The following is a 3,537-nucleotide window of genomic DNA, read 5'->3' on the forward strand; positions in this document are numbered from 1 at the left end:
GCTTGGCGGGGAGGGTATTGACACGGTCTGGACCTCGCTCGGGAGCTACGTCCTGGGTGCCAACGTCGAAAACCTGTTTTTCGGCGGCAGCGGCAACTTTGCGGGCACCGGCAACGCGCTCGACAACRYGATCGYGGGGGGGGCGGGTAATGACRTCCTCGTCAGTGCCGCAGGTAACGACCTCATCATCGGTGGCGCAGGTGCCGACACGATGRCCGGCGGTGTCGGCAACGATGTCTACGAAGTCACCGAGCTTGGGGACGTGGTGAGCGAGCTTGGCGGKGAGGGTATTGACACGGTCTGGACCTCGCTCGGGAGCTACGTCCTGGGYGCCAACGTCGAAAACCTGTTTTTCGGCGGCAGCGGCRACTTTGCGGGCACCGGCAACGCGCTCGACAACRYGATCGYGGGGGGGGCGGGTAATGACRTCCTCGTCGGTGGCGCAGGTAACGACGTGATGAGTGGCGGCGTCGCCGGCAACGATATCTTCGCGTTTGCCCCAGGCTTCGGCAACGATACGATCCTGAACTTCGAAGCCAACCCGGCTGCAGGGCAGGACTTGCTCGATATCACGGGGATGGGGGTCACTAGCGCGGTGTTCGCGACCAACGTGAGCATAACGGCTGACGGGGCAGACACCGTGGTCGGGATCGGAGCGGACTCCATCCGCCTTGTGGGTGTCAACAGCGCGGCCGTTGATCAGACGGACTTCATTCTGGTCGTCTGAGGTACTGGTCAGTACCGTCGCAGGAGGGCGGAACAGTAGAGGGGAGGGCAATGGATGCCCTCTCTTTCTCCTTCCACTCAATCGCCTCATGAATGCATTCGGTGTGGGTATTCAGGGAGGGCCTGAATCGACCAGGGTTTTGCAGCGATAGCGATGATCATGGCGTTGCGAGCTGCTCTCGCATAATCGGAGACGTTTTTCTATTTTTCCGGCGTGAAATAGCTCTTTTCAATAGCTTCGCGGGTCGAGGCAATGATTTCCTTGTGAGTTCGTTCTTTCTCGACTGCTAGGGACAGGACTAGCGCTCCCACACATTGAGCGATGACGGCCCATGCCGCATCAGGGCTACCGAGACGATCGGCCCAGGCTTTCTGTATTTGCTTCAGGCCTTTTTCGACGGCCACCCGTACCTCCGGTTCGGCGCGCGCAATCTCTCCACCCAAGGCTGGAAGGACACAACCTTCTTCTGGATGAAGGACATGAAAGGTACTTAGGTCGTTACGCGCTACGACTTTATTCCTTTGCTTTATGCACTCCCGGCAGTAAGAAATAACATTTCGCTCTATACCTGCACTCAACTTCCTATATGTCTTTTAAAAACAGCTAGTTGTGAGGCCTAACACCGGTCGTCTGTTTTATCGACGTAAAATTGACAAAGATTTGCTATGGAACTTTAGTCTTAGTTATCGGGGGACCCGCCCGCCTGAAGCTTGCCATCGCTTTGGCAACGCAAGGCGCGGTGATTCTCCTGAGAGGAGCAGAATTATGTCGATCATTTCGTGCTTTTGCAGAGGGAAGGGGCTGTCCAGGACGTTCGCCTTCACTTCCAGATTCCATGGCCCGCCCAGGGCTCGAATCCGCTCTGCCTGATCGCCCGGCGAGCAATTCATTTCGCGAATTCCAGGCGTGTATCCCGGGTCCCGGGTAACGCCAGAGCTCTTGCAAAAAAACATAACCAACAAACTGCGCAAGCCAGCACTTGACTTGGCGCGGGAGGATTTTCTCGTCCCGTGCCTTTACCCAAATAGATCGAGGGCAATCCAAAATGGCCAATTTCAACAAGTCGGACCTGGAGTTCATCCTTAAACAAATCTTTATCGCAGAAGCGAATGCCGACGGCACAAGCCTCATTGATTTGCTTCCCAACACTCAGGTGCCGTTCGGCCTGCGTACCGTCGATGGCAGCTTCAACAACCTGGTCACCGGCCAGAGTGAGTTTGGCACCGCGGACAATGCCTTCCCGCGCCTGCTCGATCCCTCGTTTCTGGATGCATACGCCGGGACAGGGTCGGTGACCGATCCGCAACCACGGATCATCAGTAACCTGATCGTCGACCAGACCGCCAATAACCCGGCGGCCTACGCCGCAGCGTTCGACCCGGGCCTGGACGGTGTGCTCAACTTCGGCGTGGTGGGTGCGGGTAATGACGACGTCCTCAAGGAAGGCGTACAGATAGTCACCAGCCCCGGGCTGGATGGCGTGTTCGGCACGGCCGATGACAAGGACGTGTTCTTCATGCCCAACGTGTCGCCGGACGTCGGCCTGACCGCCAGCTTCAACTCGTGGATGACCTTCTTCGGCCAGTTCTTCGACCACGGTCTCGACCTGGTCACCAAGAGCGCTACCGACTTCGTGTTTATTCCGCTGCAACCGGACGATCCGTTGTTCGTAGCGGGCAGCCCGACCAACTTCATGGTGCTGCCACGTGCGGTGCGTACCGCCGGCGCAGACGGAGTACTTGGCACTGCCGATGATGGCCAGCCCAACACCACCTCGCCTTTCGTCGACCAGAGCCAGACCTACAGCTCGCACCCTTCGCATCAGGTGTTCCTGCGCGAGTACGTGCTCAATGCGGACGGCGATCCTGTTGCAACGGGACGCTTGATTACCAACCGCGATCTCGGCGCCGATGGTCTGTTCGGCACTGCCGACGACGGCAACGGCGAAAATGGCGGCATGGCGACCTGGAAGGTGGTCAAGGCGCAGGCCCGTGACATTCTCGGCATCAACCTGACCGACGCCGATGTGCACAACGTACCGCTGCTGGCGACCGATGCTTACGGCAACTTCATCCGCGGGCCGAACGGCATGCCGCAGGTGGTGATTCGCATCAGTAACGGTGCTGACGGCATCGCCGGGACAGCTGATGACGTCACGCAACTGGTCGAAGGCAACCGGGCTGCTCCGATCAGTCTGGCCAGCGCCGTGAGCACCGGGCATGGCTTCCTCGACGACATCGCCCACAATGCCGCACCGGTAGTCGTCGGTGGGGTTCTGCAGGCGGATGCCGACATCGCTGTCGGCAATGCGCAGCCCGTTGGTCCGGGCGGCAACAACCTGACCTATGACAACGAACTGCTCGACGCCCACTACATTGCCGGCGACGGCCGGGTCAACGAGAACATTGGCCTGACCACCGTGCACCATGTGTTCCACTCCGAGCACAACCGCCTGGTCCAGCAAACGAAGGACACCCTCATAGCCGCCGGCGACCTGGCCTTCCTCAATGAGTGGCTGGCAGTCGACGTGGCCGCGATTCCGACTACACCCGCCGGGATCGCAGCGTTGGTGTGGGACGGCGAACGTCTGTTCCAGGCCGCCAAGTTCGGCACCGAAATGCAGTACCAACACCTGGTGTTCGAGGAGTTCGCGCGGACCATTCAGCCGCAGATCGACGGATTCCTTGCGCCCAATGGATATGACACCTCGATCAACCCGGCAATCCTCGCCGAGTTCGCCCATGTGGTGTACCGCTTCGGTCACTCGATGTTGACCGAGACCGTCGATCGCTTCGACCCCGCGTTCAATC

General features: G+C 59.3%; 3 protein-coding genes. 2 read left to right on the top strand and 1 reads right to left on the bottom strand.

The window, feature by feature from the left end; all coding sequences use genetic code 11:
• On the top strand, positions 1-727 hold a 727-nt coding region (locus tag AC1DVH_RS27825; protein WP_477756495.1), incomplete at its 5' end, for a calcium-binding protein.
• 200 nt (positions 728-927) lie between these two features.
• Here the strand turns inward: AC1DVH_RS27825 and AC1DVH_RS27830 are convergent.
• Positions 928-1,131 carry a hypothetical protein gene (locus AC1DVH_RS27830; RefSeq protein ID WP_477756496.1) on the bottom strand — a complete coding sequence of 68 codons (204 nt, stop codon included), beginning with the start codon at positions 1,129-1,131 and terminating at the stop codon, positions 928-930.
• Between the two features lie 641 nt (positions 1,132-1,772).
• On the opposite strand from AC1DVH_RS27830, the gene AC1DVH_RS27835 reads away from it, so the two are divergent.
• The coding region (locus tag AC1DVH_RS27835; RefSeq protein WP_477756497.1) for a peroxidase family protein at positions 1,773-3,537 on the top strand (1,765 nt) is incomplete at its 3' end.

Source organism: Pseudomonas sp. P4_C3, from assembly GCF_056402075.1.